Genomic DNA, 15,901 nt, shown 5'->3' on the forward strand with positions numbered 1-15,901 from the left:
AGCTCAGAGCGCTTCTGCGCCCGCAATGATTTCAATGAGTTCGGTGGTGATCTTAGCCTGGCGCTGGCGGTTATAGCTCAGTGTCAGCTTGTTGATCATGTCGCCGGCGTTGCGCGTCGCATTGTCCATGGCGCTCATCTTGGCACCCATTTCTCCGGCGGCATTCTCGAGAAGCGCACGGAAAATCTGGACGGCAATATTGCGCGGGATCAGGTCGGACAAGATCGACGCGGCATCCGGTTCGTAATCGTAGATCGCTGCCGCACCGCTTGCAGCGGCGGACACCTGCGGCGCCGCAGCCGGGATCAGCTGCTGGGCCGTCGGCACCTGGCTGATGACCGACTTGAACTCCGAGTAGAACAAGGTGCAGACGTCGAATTCGCCCTTTTCAAACATGCCGATCACCTTACGGGCGATGGCATCGGCGTTTTCGAAAGCAACACGCTTCACATCGCGCAATTCGGTGCGATCGACGATCAGTGCGCCGAATTCACGACGCAGACTGTCATAGCCCTTCTTGCCGACGCAGTAGATCTTGACCGTCTTGCCGGCAGCCAAAAGACTACGCACATGATCGCGGGCAAAGCGGGAGATCTGCGAATTGAAACCGCCGCAAAGACCGCGCTCAGCCGTGCAGACGACGAGCAGATGCACGTTGTCCTTACCGGTGCCGGTCATCAGGGGCGATACGCCATCGTCGCTGCCGACCGCCTGAGCGATATTGGCAAGCACGGCGCCCATCCGTTCGGAAAACGGCCGGGCGGCTTCGGCCGCTTCCTGAGCGCGACGCAGCTTTGCCGCAGCGACCATCTTCATCGCTTTGGTAATTTTCTGCGTCGCCTTGACGGAGGCGATCCGGTTTTTCAGATCCTTTAGTGAAGGCATCCGTTAATCCGTCCTTGGCTCGAATCCGGTTTTAGGCGAAAGACTTTGCGAACGTGTCGAGAGCAGCCTTGAGCTTGCCCTTGACGTCGTCGCTGATAGCCTTTTCCGTGCGGATTGCATCGAGGATAGCCTTGCCTTCTGTCCGCATGTAGGACAGCAGGCCCTGCTCGAACTTGCCGACATCGCCAACGGCGAGCTTGTCGAGGTAGCCGTTCACACCGGCGAAGATCACCACGACCTGCTCTTCCACTTTCAGCGGCGAGAACTGCGGCTGCTTCAGAAGTTCGGTCAGGCGAGCACCACGGTTCAGCAGGCGCTGGGTGGCGGCATCAAGGTCGGACCCGAACTGGGCGAAGGCGGCCATTTCACGATACTGGGCAAGCTCACCCTTGATCGAACCGGCAACCTGCTTCATCGCCTTGACCTGGGCGGCAGAACCAACGCGCGAAACCGACAGACCGACGTTAACAGCCGGACGAATACCCTGATAGAACAGGTCGGTTTCGAGGAAGATCTGGCCGTCGGTGATCGAGATCACGTTGGTCGGAATGAAGGCCGACACGTCGTTGCCCTGAGTTTCGATAACCGGCAGAGCGGTGAGCGAACCAGCGCCACGATCGTCAGAGAGCTTTGCTGCGCGCTCAAGCAGACGCGAATGCAAATAGAAAACGTCGCCAGGATAAGCTTCGCGGCCCGGAGGACGACGCAGCAACAGCGACATCTGACGGTATGCAACAGCCTGCTTGGACAAGTCGTCATAAGCGATCAGGGCGTGCTGACCCTTGTCGCGGAAATATTCGCCCATCGTGCAGCCGGCGAACGGCGCCAGATACTGCATTGGAGCAGGATCAGATGCGGTTGCAGCGATGATGATCGAATATTTCAGAGCGCCGCGCTCTTCCAGAACCTTGACGAACTGGGCAACGGTGGAACGCTTCTGACCGATAGCTACGTAAACGCAGAAGATCTTGTCGTCACCGCCAGCATCGTGAGCAGGCTTCTGATTGAGGAAGGTATCGAGAATGATGGCGGTCTTGCCGGTCTGACGGTCGCCGATCACCAATTCGCGCTGGCCACGGCCAACCGGGATCAGAGCATCGATAGCCTTGATGCCGGTAGACATAGGCTCATGAACACCCTTGCGCGGAATAATTCCAGGCGCCTTGACGTCAACACGCGAACGGGTCGCCGAGGTGATGGGACCCTTGCCGTCAATCGGGTTGCCGAGCGCATCAACAACGCGACCCAGCAACTCAGGACCAACGGGAACTTCAACGATAGCGCCGGTGCGCTTGACGATGTCGCCTTCCTTGATGTCACGGTCGGAGCCGAAGATAACCACGCCGACATTGTCGGATTCGAGGTTCAGCGCCATACCCCGGATACCACCGGGGAATTCGACCATTTCGCCGGCCTGGACATTGTCGAGCCCGTAGACGCGAGCGATACCATCACCGACGGACAGAACCTGGCCAACTTCGGAAACTTCAGCTTCCTGACCAAAATTCTTGATTTGATTTTTAAGAATTGCGGAAATTTCCGCGGCGCGGATATCCATCAGCCAACCTCTTTCAGTGCAAGCTTAAGGGTGGAAAGTTTGGTGCGAAGAGACGTGTCAATCTGGCGCGAGCCGACCTTGACGATCAGGCCACCCAGGAGAGACGGATCAACGGTCACGCTCAGCGTCACAGTCTTTCCGGTAGCGCTCTTCAGCGCCTCCTTCAGTTCGGTTTCTTGCGCTGGCGTCAGCGCATGAGCAGAGGTCACATCGGCAGCCAGTTCGCCACGATGGCGTGCCGCGATCAAGCGGAAGGCTGCGATCATGCCGGGAACGGCAAACAGGCGACGGTTGGCCGCGACGACTTTCAGGAAGTTGCCCACGAGGCCGCCGATACCAGCCTTCTGGCAGAGCTCGACGATGGCGCCGGTCTGCTGTTCGCTGGTGAAGACGGGGCTTGCCACAAGCCGCTTCAAATCCGCGCTCTCATCAATCATCGCCTGGAAGCGATAGAGATCGGCAGCGACGGCATCGATCGAGCCGGACTCGAGCGCCAGATCGAAAAGCGACGAGGCATAGCGCTCGGCAACTGCTGAGACCGGCTGGCCGGACTTTGGCTGGCCGGAATTGGGCTGGGATGTGTCTGCCACGGGCACAAATTTCCCTGAATGTGATTCAAACCGCTCGGATGCGCCTGACGGCGCAAAACCAGTTTGATATCGTTTAAGTTTTCCCCCGGACCTACGGGCGCCACGGCCCGCATCGTCCAAATTTGCGGTCCGTCTACCATACGATCCCCGGACTCGCAACACGGGTATTAACGGAATAAACGGAGAGGGCAACCCGCTTTTGACGATTTTGTGATCTCTTCGGTCAAATTATCGACTGGGCCGGCGCGATTCTGCCTCAGACAAGACCGAAGACATAGACGAAGGGCAAAGACGCCAAAATCCCAGCCACTACCAGAGATAGAACTGTGCGCCAGGTCGCGCTATGGTCAGAGAGAACAGACAGGACCAGGCCGAAGCAGCCAGCCGCAAGCGTTGCCCCGTAAGCAAGATAAAGCATCGGCTGGGCGAGCATCACGACGCTGCCACCGAGCCCGGTCAACAGGCCTCCGCCGAAACGTATCGCTGCCAGCCCCTCACGGCGACCGGCCATAATGCCAAGGCCAAGCATTCTCATGGTGATGCCAGGCGCAAACAGGATTAACAGCCCGATCAGGGCGGTAGCAGCGGCGCTTGCAAAGGCAAGCTGCTCGCCGGTTTCGGTCGGAAAATAAAACTCCATGTCAGCCCCTTGGCAATTCCTGGAGTCTGTCAGGTTCGAATTGAACCACACAGACTTCAGCCTTTTCTGTTTTGTTTGTCTTTTCGGGAAAACCGCTATCCACTTTTCCCTGAGTAACTCGAGTAGTTATTCGCAAAGGCCGGATCAACGACCCGGCACAACGATGGGCTCTTATGACACAGGCCGATCTTACGGCAAACGGGCGACGAACAGGAGAAGACGCCGTTGCGGACCAGACTTTCGCTGCATCACAGGAAACTCTGCGGATCGACATCGACTTGGACCTGAATCGAACGACGCTCCTTGGGACCGTTTTTCAGCATGGCCGCGACGAACCTCTGCATGTCGCTGGTCTTTCGGCCGTGAACAAGCAGACGGAAACGGTGGCGCCCGCGGATCAGCGCCATCGGCGCTTCGGCCGGACCGAGAATGGCAATGCCGCTTTCAGCCGGGGCTGCCTGCCGCAGCTGCCGGGCATGGGTTTCGGCATCGGCTCGGTTATCCGCCGAAACGATGATCGACACGAGGCGGCCATAGGGCGGCAATACCGCCCGTTCGCGCTCGATAATTTCCCGCTCGTAGAAAGCCTCTGCATCTCCTGATACGATCGCCTGCATCACGGGGTGTTGCGGCTGGTAGGTCTGCAGCAGGCCGTGGCTTTTCAGGCCGGTGCGCCCTGCCCGGCCGGTGACCTGGCTGAGAAGCTGGAAGGTTCGCTCGGCGGCGCGCGGATCGCCATTGGCAAGGCCGATATCGGCGTCGATAATGCCGACCAGGGTCATCAGCGGGAAGTTATGGCCCTTAGCCACCAATTGCGTGCCGATGACGATATCGGCCTCCCCCTTGGCAATCGCCTCAAGTTCCAGCCGCAGCCGCTTGACTCCGCCGAGATCGGAGGAAAGTACCAGGGTGCGCGCATCAGGAAAATGCCGCTCCACTTCCTCCGCAATCCGCTCGACGCCAGGACCGCAGGCCACGAGATGATCGAGCGTGCCGCATTCGGGACAAGCATTCGGCGTCGGCTCGTTATAGCCGCATTGGTGGCACTGGATCTGACCCCGAAACCGGTGTTCTACCAGCCAGCTTGAACATTGCGGGCACTGGAATCGATGACCGCAAACCCGGCACAACGTCAAAGGCGCATAACCGCGCCGGTTGAGAAACAGTAGGGCCTGCTGCTGCTTTTCTACGGTCTTGCCGATGGCCCGCACCATCAGCGGTGACAAATACCCTCCCCGTTCGGGCGGATGCCGACGCATATCTACGAGATGCAGATCTGGCATGGCCGCATCGGCAAAGCGCGTCGGCAGATGGATGCGCTTATAGCGACCGCTATAGCTGTTGACCTGACTTTCGACCGATGGCGTCGCCGATACCAGCACCGCCGGGATCTTCGCGATCCGCGCCCTGACGACCGCCATGTCGCGGGCATTGTAGAAGACCCTGTCTTCCTGCTTGAAGGCCGGATCATGCTCTTCGTCGACGATGATAAGGCCGAGATCGGCAAAGGGTAGGAACAGGGCCGAGCGCGCGCCTGCGACAACGCGAATGTCACCGGTTGCCGTCTGGCGCCAGACCTTTTCGCGGGTCTTGGTGGCAAGATCCGAATGCCATTCTCCGGGCTTGGCGCCAAACCGGTCCTGGAATCGTTCGAGAAAGGCCGTAGTAAGCGCAATTTCCGGCAGCAGGATCAACACCTGCCGACCTTGTCTCAGCGTCTCGGCAATCGCCTCGAAATAAACCTCCGTCTTGCCGGAGCCGGTGACACCATCGATCAGGGCGACGGAAAAACCACCCTCGCGAACGCCGTCCACCAGCACATCGGCGGCTGCCAATTGCGGCCCGGCCAGTCGATGAGACGCATATGCAGGATCGGGAGCTGCGACGAGCGGCGGCGGCGGCAGGAAGACGGTCTCAAACAGGCCGAGACGGACCATGCCATCGATCACAGAGGTCGACACCCCGGCGGCATGGGCAAGACCGCTCTTGGTCCAGGACAGGCCATCTCCGGCCAGATCAAGCACCTTGCGCCGCGCCGGCGTCAGCTTTTCCGGCTCGTGACCACAAAAACGCAAACCTTCGATCATCGGTTCGGGATCGAAAGCCGCCGGTGCCCGGAGCGCCATGCGCGCCACCAGCCCGGGCGGTGACAGCGTATAGGCGGCGACCCAATCGATGAAGCGGCGCATGCCCTCGTCCAACGGCGGGCAATCGAACAGCTTTTCGATCTGGCGCAACTTGGCCGGATCGACCTTGCCCTCGTCCTCACCATCCCAGACGACACCAACCACCTTGCGCGGCCCAAGCGGCACCTGCACGATCGATCCGGGCGTAACGGTCACGTCCTCGGGCACCGCATAGCTATAGGGACCAGGGGCCGGCATCGGAACGAGAACGGGCACAGCACGCCGCACGGCCGGCGGCTTGCGCGGGGATCCGAAAAGATCTGACGATTCGATGCTCATGGCGGCGGACCATGCCTCCGACAGCCGCAAAATGAAACCGAAATCTGCCAGATAGAGAACAGCAGAAGAGCGGGCTCGCCCAGAGGACGAGCCCGGTTCATCATAAGATCAGCCGGCGCGGCGCAGGGCTGGCTGTGTGTCGGCCTGAGCTGTCGCTTGGCCGGACTGCAGCCTGAACCGCCTTACGAGATCGATCAGCGCACCGGCCTCGGAAGCGAGAGCAGCACTTGCGGCATTGGTTTCCTCGACCATGGCCGCATTTTTCTGGGTCACCTGGTCCATCTGGTTGACGGCCGTATTGACCTCGGACAGGCCAACCGACTGTTCCCGCGCCGAGGTCGCGATCGCATCCATGTGCTGGTTGATGGTGATGATATAGTCGACGATCGTCTTCAGGGATTCACCGGTATTGCGCACCAATTCGACACCACGCTCGACTTCTACGGTAGAATTGCGGATCAGTTCCTTGATTTCCCGGGCCGCCTGGGCAGAGCGCTGCGCCAATTCCCGCACTTCCTGCGCAACGACGGCAAACCCTTTGCCGGCCTCACCCGCCCTTGCAGCTTCGACGCCGGCGTTGAGCGCCAGGAGGTTGGTCTGGAAAGCGATTTCATCGATTACGCCGATAATGTTGGCGATCTGGCTGGAGGACTGCTCGATCCGCTGCATGGCATCAACGGCATCGGCTACGACACGGCCGGAACTCGTCGCACTGCCGTTGGCCTCGACCGCTACGGAGCGAGCCTCCTCGGCTCGTTTGGAAGAATTGCCGACATTCGCGGTGATCTCGTCGAGAGCTGCAGCCGTCTCTTCCAGCGATGCCGCCTGCTGTTCCGTCCTCTTCGAGAGCTCATCCGAACTCCGGCTGATTTCCAGCGATCCATTGTCGATCGATTGCGATGCATGGCTGACCGCAACCATCGCTTCGCGCAACTGCGTGATGGCGGTATTGAAATCCGTCCGCAGGCTTTCGAATTCAGGGGCGAAGGGCCGCAACAACTGGAAGGTGAGATCGGCATTTGCGAGATGCTTCAGCCCATCGGCGAGGCCGGACGTGGCCTCTGCCATCGCCTCTGCGCGGCGCTTTTCCGCATCCGCATTGCGGCGTCGTTCTTCCTCAGTGGTCAGGCGCGCAGCCGTCGACTCCTGTTCAAGCTTCAGCGCTGCAATCGCATTGTCGCGGAAGACTTCGACGGCACCAGCCATCGCACCAATTTCATCGACCATACCAGCGCCGGGAATGGTGATAGCGGTCTCGCCGCTGGCAAGCCGACCCATGCTGGCCGTCATGGCACGGATAGGCCTTACAATGCTGCGCGCCACAAACCACATGGCGGCAATGCCACCGACAGCAATGACCAGCGCGGCGATGATCTGCAGGAGCATGTCGCTGTGGCCACGCGCGGTCAGAGCCTGATCAAGACCAACGGCCTCGGCCATGGCCACCGGACGCGGCACAGACACAATCACCGACCAGGGCGTTTTGGTACGGCCAATGACGATGGGAGCAAAAGCCTGAAATTGATCGGCATCTGCGAGAACATCGGCTTTGCCATCCTGAATCATCGGCAGATAGCTAGCGAGCGCCGGCGTCGCCTTGTCGAAACGCTGCCCTATCAGGTCGGGATGCTCGCTGTCGGCAACGACCAGGCCCTTGTAGCTGACGATCTTGACTCCCGCCTTGCCGCCGAAGATGGAAGCGCGGACGTCCTCTGCCAGCTTTTGCACAAAAGACAGATCAAAATCAGCGCCGGCTACCCCTCGGAACTTGCCGTCAATCATGATAGGCACGGACATGGTTGCGAGAAATACGTTCTTTCCCTGAACGATATAGGGCAAGGGGTCGAGAATACTTTCGCCTCCACCCTTTTGCGGTCCGATATACCAGCCACCCTTCATAACGCCATTAGGATGTAGTTCGGCACTGTCATATTCAACAAGTGGCTGAATCGCGATCTTGCCTGCGGCGTCTCGCGTCCAGTAGGGCAGGAAGCGTCCGGTCGCATCGGACCCAACGTCACGGCGATTGCGATAATCCTCGTCCTTTCCGTCCAGTGCATTCGGCTCCCATGCGCTATAGGTGCCGTTGAACCGCGGATTATCCTTAAGCAGGTTGAGCAGCATGCCGTTGAGCTGACCCCGCCTCAGATCGACAGGCGTACCGCTGGTCTTGTCGCCAACAGCCACTTCGAAACCGCGCGCGAGATTACGGGCCGTATCGAAAGCGCTGTCGAGCGAAGCGCGAATAATGCCGGCCTGGGTTGATGCCAGGGTTGCCAACCCTTCCCGGGTTTTTGCCTCGGTCAATTCGGTGACATTGTCACCGACGAAGCGCTGGGTCTGACCAGCCGATACGATTCCGTAGCCGACGAGCCCGGCTGTAGCCGACAGCACGCAGAGACCCGCGAGGACCGCGATCTTCGTTTGAATAGACTTGAATTGCATGATGACTTTCTCCAACGAACGACAGACCTTTCCAAAATCGGGCCTGAACTCCGGGTCATTAGTCAATCTGAATATTAAAATATTCGATAGCATTCCGTGAAATACAAAAGACGAAACTAAAGTATAATATTGGATTTGACCTTTAGCAATCCTCCTGAAATCCAGCATTTTTGTTTTCAGAAATACTACCTATACATGCGCAACCTGCACGATATTTTCCGATATGCAACACCATCAGCGGATGATGCGGCGCATTGTGTTACGAGAGCAAAAGGTTTTGAGAAACACCGTGCGACCGGGCTCGGCCAGGGCCGAAGCTGCAATCGTTAACCGTTCCCTAACGGCTCTCCGGCAAGGTGCACTCTGGCGCTCGCTGCATTCCATGCGGGCGCAGTAGCCCATAGGCGGCTACATCGGCCGCAGACGTATTGCAGAGGATCTCATCGTGACGGAACTGTTGTTGATCGCCGCGCCTGATCTGATGGCACAGCGCCAGGATTGGCTGGCGAGCCTTAGCGGACAAAGGCGGCTGTCCGAGCACACGCTGACCGCCTACGAATGCGATACCCGCCAGTTCCTGACCTTCCTGACCGGCTATATCGGCGGCCCGCCATCCATTGCCGATATCAAGACGCTCAAGCCCTCCGACCTGCGCGCCTTTCTGTCCTCGCGTCGCAAGGAAGGCGCCGGTGCGCGTTCGCTTGGCCGGCATCTGGCCGGCATTCGCTCGCTGCTGCGCTATCTCGAACGCAAGGGTCTCGTCAACGCTGCCGGCGCTAGCGCCATTCGCTCGCCGAAACAGCCGAAATCGCTGCCTAAGCCGCTAACGCCCAACCAGGCCCTGACCGTGATCGACCAGGACACCCAGATGAATGAGGAGCCCTGGATCGCAGCCCGGGATGCCGCTGTTTTCTCGTTGCTCTATGGCTGCGGACTGCGAATTTCAGAAGCGCTCAATCTGACCCCTTCCGATTTTACCGCAACGACCGCAACCTTGCGCATCACTGGCAAGGGCAACAAGACCCGGCTCGTGCCGCTGCTGCCAGCCGTACGGGAAGCGGTCGAAATCTATCGCAAGCTCTGCCCCTACCATCTGGAGCCGACCGAGCCACTTTTTCGGGGCGCCCGAGGCGGCAAGCTGCAGCAGGGCATCATCCAGAAGGAAATGCAGCGGCTTCGCTCGGCCCTCGGCCTGCCTGATACGGCGACCCCGCATGCGCTGCGCCATTCCTTTGCCACCCATCTGCTGAGCGGCGGCGGCGATCTGCGCACCATTCAGGAATTGCTCGGCCATGCCAGCCTCTCCACCACGCAGGTCTATACCGGGGTCGATTCGGCGCGTCTGCTCGATGTCTACGACCGTGCGCACCCGCGCGCGTGAACGGAATATTCAGACCCGAGCCATAACACGAGAAAATCTTAAGGCGCGGCCCATTCTCTCCTGGCCAGCCCTGGTACAAGAGATGAAGCAGGATATGACAACCATGCAGATGACGACGAGAGCCGATCTAACGCGCTGGACCGAACGCCTTATAGCCGTCGCACTGGCCGTTCCCCTGGTCATCCTCGCCCTGCTGGTCGCCGCGCTCCTCACCTGCCTTCCAGCCCGCGCAGACGACATGGCTTGCACGGGACGCAATCTGCTGCCGGAAGCGCGCCAGAAGGACCCGAAAGCCTATGCGAATTTCCAGGCCGAGGCAGCCAAGGTACCAAACGGCCATAGCATTTTCTGGAAGATCGAAAAGGCAGGCGTTTCGCCGTCCTTCCTGCTCGGCACTATGCATGTCACCGATCCGCGCGTTCTGGCCATGCCCAAGGGCGCGCCGGAAGCAGCGAGCGGAGCCGATACGATTATCGTCGAATCCGACGAAGTGCTCGACGACAAGAAGGCGGCAACGGCATTGCTCGCCAAGCCCGAGCTATCGATGTTTACCGACGGCACGACGATCACCAGCCGATTGACCGCAGAGCAGAAGACGGTGGTCGAGGCCGGATTGAAGCAGCGCGGCCTGGCGCTTTTAGCCGTGAACAGGATGAAGCCATGGATCCTCGCGAGCTTCTTTGCGCAGTCAAACTGCGAGAAAGAACGAAAGGCAGAAGGTCAGGCCTTCCTTGACCAGCAGATCGCCGAGACCGCGGCAAAGGCAGGCAAGCAGGTGGTCGGCGTCGAAACCTACGCGGAGCAACTCGCCGCAATGAATGATCTTCCCATGGAGTTCCATATGAAGTCGATGGTCGAGGCGGTGGAACTGGGCGACAAGATCGACGACATCAACGAGACCACGATCAACCTCTATCTGCAGGGTAAGGTCGGCGAAATCATGCCGGCCCTGGAACTGGTCGCACCGGATGCCGAAACCGCGAAAAAGGACGGCCATACCGATTTCGACAAGCGGATCATCACCGACCGCAACAAGGTGATGGCAGAGCGCGCCACGCCTTATCTCGACAAGGGTAAGGTGTTCATGGCGGTTGGCGCCCTGCACCTTCCAGGCGAAGGCGGCCTCGTGGCGCTGCTACGGGCCAAAGGCTTTACCGTTACCCCCGCGCCGTAAAGCGCATCAAACCCCGCGCGTCATCCGCGCCAGCACATCGGTCTTCCAGTAGAACTGGTGGATGAGTGCGGCGAGGACATGCACGACGATCAGCACCCACAAAAGCAGTTTCAGCGGCCCGCCGTGCAGGAAGCCGAGGGTCTCGTTGCCGAAGTAATATTTGGCGATCCCGGTGACTGGCATCAGCAGGAACAAGGCGTAGAAGGTACGATGGGCCAGCTTTGCGGCAAGCTTGAGCAGGGGCGGCTCTTCCGCCGGCGCAGCAGGCGCCCCCTGAACCAGCCGCAGGGTAAAGCGGATAAGACAGAGAACCAAAATGGCGATGCCGACATAGGCATGGATATTGGCGGAGGCGACATCATCGGGCGCCACCGTCTCACCCCGGCGCATCAGCCGGTTCCAGTGCTCCATACCATCAGAGAAGATCAGATTGAAGAAAATCAGCAGCGCCATCAGCCAGTGTAACAGCCGCTGTGGAACCGAATAGGAGAGACGCGGATGCGAGGCCATGATTTTGCCTTTTATCAAAACTTAAGCGCAATGTCGGCCCAACGATAAAAGCCGTGGCTCGCTAAGCAAGCCACGGCTTTCAACCTTACAAAATATAATACCTGCCGCGCTAATCCGGTTTTGTGGATCGGCTGCAACGATAGAATCCCTCAGGGAAACCGGCTTCCGCGTTTCCTGACGAACCCAGGCCGTTACATATGGATCGGCTTGGCGAAGGTCGCGAGAGCGGCTTCCTTGACGGCTTCCGACATAGTCGGATGCGCATGGCAGGTGCGCCCAAGATCTTCCGAAGAACCGCCGAATTCCATCAGCACGGCTGCCTCGTGGATCATCTCACCAGCACCGAGGCCGATGATGTGCACGCCGAGCACGCGGTCGGTTTCCTTGTCGGCGAGAACCTTGACGAAACCGTCGGTAGCCTGCATGGCGCGGGCACGGCCATTGGCGGTGAAGGGGAACTTGCCAACCTTGTAGGTAACGCCTGCGGCCTTCAGCTCTTCCTCGGTCTTGCCAACAGAGGCCACTTCCGGCTGGGTGTAGACCACGCCGGGGATGACGTCATAATTGACATGACCATGCTGGCCGGACAGGATTTCGGCCAAGGCCACACCCTCGTCTTCAGCCTTATGCGCCAGCATCGGCCCCTTGACCACGTCGCCGATCGCGTAGATGCCGTCGACATTGGTCTTGAAATGACCGTCGATTTCCACACGGCCGCGATTGTCGAGGACAACGCCAGCCTCTTCCAGGCCAAGACCGGCCGTATAGGGCTTGCGGCCAGTCGCGACCAGCACGACATCGGCTTCCAGAACCTGAGCTTCACCGCCCTTGACCGGCTCGAATGTAACCTTGGCACCAGCGCCGGCTTTCTCTACACCGGTGACCTTGGCGCCGAGGTTGAACTCGATTCCCTGCTTGACCAGCATGCGCTGGAACTGCTTGGAGACTTCGCCGTCCATGCCGCCGAGAATGGTGTCGAGATATTCGACCACCGTGACCTTGGCACCGAGGCGCGACCAGACCGAGCCGAGCTCGAGGCCGATGACGCCGCCGCCAACCACGATCATCTTGCCCGGAACCTTGTCGAGCGCAATACCACCGGTGGAGGACACGATGACCTTCTCGTCGATGTCGACAGCAACGCCCGGAATGCCTGCGACGTCAGAACCGGTGGCAATGACGATGTTCTTGGTCTCGAGGACCTGCTCTTCGCCCTTGTCGTTGGTGACGGAGACCTTGCCGGCGGCGAGGATCTTGCCCGTGCCCTGGATGCCGTCGATCTTGTTCTTCTTGAACAGGAAGGAGACGCCCTCGACGTTGGACTTCACGGTCGCATCCTTGTGCGCCATCATCTTTTCGAGGTTAAGCTTGGGCGCACCGACCTCAACGCCGAGTTCGGCCATACCATGGGCAGCGTGGTGGAACATTTCCGAAGCGTGCAGCAGCGCCTTTGAAGGGATGCAGCCGACATTCAGGCAGGTTCCGCCATAGGTGGCGCGCTTTTCGACGACAGCAACCTTAAGCCCGAGTTGGGCCGCCTTGATGGCGCAGACATAGCCGCCAGGGCCGCTGCCGATTACAACAAGATCATAAGCCATGGTTCATTCCTCTGTACCGATAATGCTGCCCGACATGCCGTAAGCCTGTCAGGGCAAGGATGATATCTGCGGAAGATACGAGCCTTCCGCCAATTATTAGCCGGCTTTTTCCGTCGCCAGCTTCAGACCAAGCACGATGAAAACGGCGCCGCTGACGCGGTCGATCCATTGGCTGGCCCGGGAAAAGCCTTCGCGGATCTTCGGCGTGGTCATGAAAACGCTAACGCCGACGAACCAGAGGATCAGGCATGTCGCCATGACCAATCCATAGGAGAATTTGACCGCGATAGGCGTGTGCAGGCTGACCACCGTCGAAAAGATCGACAGGAAGAAAAACACCGGCTTCGGATTGAGCGCATTCGCGGCGAAGCCAAGACCGAAGGATTTTGCAGCCGATTGCCGCCGCGCCTCGCCGTCACTGTCTTTCGCCACGGCGTTCAGATCCTGCCGTCCGGCACGCAAAGACTTGATGCCGATATAGATGAGGTAGGCGACACCACACCATTTGACGATGTTGAACAGGTAGATCGACTGGGAAATGATCAGGCCAAGGCCGAGGATCGTATAGGTCACATGGAACATCAGCGAGGTTCCGATGCCGAAACTGGTGATGATCGCCGCGCGGCGGCCGTGCAGCAGCGACTGCCGGATCACCATGGCAAGATCAGCGCCAGGGGACACGATGGCGAAAACGAAGATCGCCATCAGGGACGCCAGTTCGAACAGATAGGGATGCATAGCTTATCCTCGACATCAGAAACGGATCCGCGCTTCATCGAGGAAGACGAAACCGGCATGCATGCGTTCTAACCGGGTCAGAACATCAGAACCAGGAACATCGCCACAATCCCTGCGACCGAGCCGAGCCAAACCAGCGAACGGATATAGGGAATGCCAGCCAGATAAAGCGGAATATAAACCAACCGGCACACGAACCAAACCCAGGCCCCGATGAGACCGAAACCATGCGGATCGCCAGCCAGGATCAATCCGAAAGCCAGGGCGATGAAGCCGGGATATGTCTCGCGGAAATTGGACGAAGCCCGCGCAGCACGGCCTGCCTGCGCACTTTTGGGCTCAAGCCCATCGTCACGCGGACCTGCATTCCAGTCGGTCCCGAGCTCCTTCGTCGCGATCATGCCCTGCAGCATGACATGGAAAAGGAGCAGAAGGACACTCAGCCCGATGACGGGCAGAAACGGCGAAGCAGCAAGAAAGGTTGGTTCCATCGACATTCACCTTTTAGAGGGTTTCCGTGTTCAAGGACCCACGGAAACCCTCTAGCTCTTTGTTTTAACGTGCTTCAGGATGGAAAACCGGTTCCCACTTTTCCTGAAAGCACTCTAATGTCGAGCGCGTCTCCGATGGAACCCGCTTCGCTATTTGGCAGATTAGAGATCGAGAACCAGACGCTCCGGATCTTCCAGGCTTTCCTTGACGCGCACCAGGAAGGTCACGGCTTCCTTGCCATCGACGATCCGGTGGTCGTAGGAGAGCGCCAGATACATCATCGGACGGATGACGATCTGACCGCCGACCACGACCGGACGGTCCTGGATCTTGTGCATGCCGAGAATGCCCGACTGCGGCGCATTGAGGATCGGCGAGGACATCAGCGAGCCATACACGCCACCATTGGTAATGGTGAAGGTGCCGCCCTGCATGTCGGCCATGCTAAGAGAACCGTCACGGGCAGCCTTGGCAAGACGACCGAGTTCCTTCTCGACGCCCGAGATCGACATCTGGTCGGCATCGCGGATGACGGGAACGACGAGGCCCTTGTCGGTGCCGACGGCCATGCCAACGTGGCAGTAGTTCTTGTAGATGATGTCGGTACCGTCGATCTCGGCGTTGACGGCGGGCAGTTCCTTGAGGGCGTGGGTCACGGCCTTGGTGAAGAAGCCCATGAAGCCAAGCTTGACGCCGTGCTTCTTCTCGAAAATGTCCTTGTACTTGTTGCGCAGGCTCATCACTGCCGACATGTCCACTTCATTGTAAGTGGTCAGCATCGCGGCGGTGTTCTGGGCATCCTTGAGGCGCTTGGCAATGGTCTGGCGCAGGCGGGTCATCTTGACGCGCTCTTCGCGCGAGGCGTCGTCGGCAGACGAGACCGGACGCGGTGCGGAAACAGGAGCGGCAGCAGCGGCTGGCGCAGAAGCACCCTTGGCAACAGCAGCGATGACGTCCCCCTTCAGCACCTGACCACGCTTGCCGGAACCATCGACCTGGTCGGCGGAGAGATTGTTTTCAGCCAGCATCTTGGCGGCAGCCGGAGCAGCCGGCATGCCGGAGGTTGCGGCAGCAGCCGGAGCCGGGGTAGCAGCAGCAGCCGGGGCAGCCGGAGCGGCGGCAGCGGCTGGCGCGGCGGCACCAGCAGACGCACCTTCGGCGATCTGGCCGAGCAGAGCGCCGAGACCGACGGTTTCGCCGTTCTGGGCAACGATTTCGGTCAGCACGCCCGATGCCGGGCAAGGTACTTCGACGGTGACCTTGTCGGTTTCGAGTTCGACGAGCGGCTCGTCCGCCTTCACGACGTCGCCAACCTTCTTGAACCAGGTGCCGACGGTGGCTTCGCTGACGGATTCACCCAAAGTGGGGACGCGGATTTCAGTGGCCATGATGATAAATTCCGTTGATCGATAGGATTTCGAGCGA

At 59.5% G+C, this 15,901-nt stretch carries 13 protein-coding genes; 2 read left to right on the plus strand and 11 right to left on the minus strand.

Going from position 1 to position 15,901, the window contains the following annotated elements; genetic code table 11:
• Positions 1–3 precede the first annotated feature (3 nt).
• From BJF91_RS17470 to BJF91_RS25360, 6 genes are all read right to left on the minus strand, one after another.
• Positions 4–885 (minus strand): F0F1 ATP synthase subunit gamma, encoded by an 882-nt coding sequence (locus BJF91_RS17470; protein ID WP_075615818.1) that lies wholly within the window; start codon positions 883–885, stop codon positions 4–6.
• Positions 886–916: 31 nt separating this feature from the next.
• Positions 917–2,443 (minus strand): F0F1 ATP synthase subunit alpha, encoded by a 1,527-nt coding sequence (gene atpA / locus BJF91_RS17475; protein ID WP_075615819.1) that lies wholly within the window; start codon positions 2,441–2,443, stop codon positions 917–919.
• On the minus strand, positions 2,443–3,039 hold the full coding sequence (locus BJF91_RS17480) for a F0F1 ATP synthase subunit delta (RefSeq protein ID WP_075615820.1): 597 nt from the start codon (positions 3,037–3,039) through the stop codon (positions 2,443–2,445). Before BJF91_RS17480 ends, atpA begins: the two co-directional genes overlap by 1 nt.
• Before the next feature lie 250 nt (positions 3,040–3,289).
• A complete protein-coding gene (locus tag BJF91_RS17485; protein WP_075615821.1) occupies positions 3,290–3,673 on the minus strand; it encodes an AGROH133_08824 family phage infection protein in 384 nt (127 codons plus the stop codon).
• Positions 3,674–3,921: 248 nt separating this feature from the next.
• Entirely contained in the window at positions 3,922–6,138 is a 2,217-nt protein-coding gene (locus BJF91_RS17490; RefSeq protein WP_075615822.1) for a primosomal protein N', read from the minus strand.
• Between the two features lie 108 nt (positions 6,139–6,246).
• Positions 6,247–8,583, minus strand: coding sequence for a methyl-accepting chemotaxis protein (locus BJF91_RS25360; protein WP_075615823.1), 2,337 nt, complete (start codon positions 8,581–8,583; stop codon positions 6,247–6,249).
• Positions 8,584–9,028: 445 nt separating this feature from the next.
• On the opposite strand from BJF91_RS25360, the gene BJF91_RS17500 reads away from it, so the two are divergent.
• Positions 9,029–9,964, plus strand: a complete 936-nt coding sequence (locus BJF91_RS17500) for a tyrosine recombinase XerC (RefSeq protein ID WP_075615824.1) — start codon at positions 9,029–9,031, stop codon at positions 9,962–9,964.
• A 103-nt stretch (positions 9,965–10,067) separates the two neighbouring features.
• Positions 10,068–11,138, plus strand: coding sequence for a TraB/GumN family protein (locus BJF91_RS17505; protein WP_234801660.1), 1,071 nt, complete (start codon positions 10,068–10,070; stop codon positions 11,136–11,138).
• 6 nt (positions 11,139–11,144) lie between these two features.
• Here the strand turns inward: BJF91_RS17505 and BJF91_RS17510 are convergent, their stop codons facing one another.
• From BJF91_RS17510 to odhB, 5 genes are all read right to left on the minus strand, one after another.
• Positions 11,145–11,648 (minus strand): cytochrome b, encoded by a 504-nt coding sequence (locus BJF91_RS17510; protein WP_075615826.1) that lies wholly within the window; start codon positions 11,646–11,648, stop codon positions 11,145–11,147.
• Between the two features lie 191 nt (positions 11,649–11,839).
• The gene (lpdA, locus tag BJF91_RS17515) at positions 11,840–13,246 is read right to left on the minus strand and encodes a dihydrolipoyl dehydrogenase (RefSeq protein ID WP_075615827.1); all 1,407 of its coding nucleotides are present in this window, start codon (positions 13,244–13,246) and stop codon (positions 11,840–11,842) included.
• A gap of 96 nt (positions 13,247–13,342) precedes the next feature.
• Positions 13,343–13,984, minus strand: a complete 642-nt coding sequence (locus BJF91_RS17520; RefSeq protein ID WP_075615828.1) for a LysE family translocator — start codon at positions 13,982–13,984, stop codon at positions 13,343–13,345.
• A gap of 77 nt (positions 13,985–14,061) precedes the next feature.
• Positions 14,062–14,475, minus strand: a complete 414-nt coding sequence (locus BJF91_RS17525) for an MAPEG family protein (RefSeq protein WP_075616074.1) — start codon at positions 14,473–14,475, stop codon at positions 14,062–14,064.
• A gap of 162 nt (positions 14,476–14,637) precedes the next feature.
• Entirely contained in the window at positions 14,638–15,864 is a 1,227-nt protein-coding gene (gene odhB, locus BJF91_RS17530; protein WP_075615829.1) for a 2-oxoglutarate dehydrogenase complex dihydrolipoyllysine-residue succinyltransferase, read from the minus strand.
• Positions 15,865–15,901: the final 37 nt, after the last annotated feature.

It is taken from the genome of Gillisella taibaishanensis (assembly GCF_001938985.1).
Lineage (GTDB): Bacteria > Pseudomonadota > Alphaproteobacteria > Rhizobiales > Rhizobiaceae > Allorhizobium > Allorhizobium taibaishanense.